This window comes from Pseudoalteromonas sp. S3178, from assembly GCF_005886985.1.
GTDB classification, from domain to species: Bacteria; Pseudomonadota; Gammaproteobacteria; order Enterobacterales; family Alteromonadaceae; genus Pseudoalteromonas; species Pseudoalteromonas carrageenovora.
Window position 1 is genome coordinate 1 of record NZ_PNCW01000289.1, and the last position, 364, is coordinate 364.

Consider the following 364-nt stretch of genomic DNA (forward strand, 5'->3'; position numbering starts at 1 on the left):
CATATACTAAAGGAACACATAATTCAGACAAAGCAGGGCGAGAGTCTGCGATATACCTGGGTTCACTCGAAACATCAGCAGATACAAAAGCGGTTTGGGTGCGTGCCACATACCCTGTGATCCCTTGGGCAATGGGAATGCGAGTTTGAATAATTTGGTAGTTGGCATTTTGGCTGGATAATCCCATGCTGGCTACTTCTTCTAAATACTCATGGTGTTCATCAGCGAGGTAAATTACACAGTCAACAAAACCCAGTCGGCTAACTACCTGAGAGGTCACATAATCAAACAGTTCATCTAACTGAGTAATTTGCAGTAAAGATGACGAAAATTGGTTGATGATGCTGAGCTGTTCGGTCTTTGA

1 protein-coding gene is annotated in these 364 nt (G+C 43.1%); it reads right to left on the bottom strand.

All coding sequences use genetic code 11. The features are described from left to right. Positions 1-364 (bottom strand): GAF domain-containing protein (locus tag CWC11_RS21010; RefSeq protein ID WP_138684190.1); only part of this gene is annotated, 364 nt, incomplete at both ends.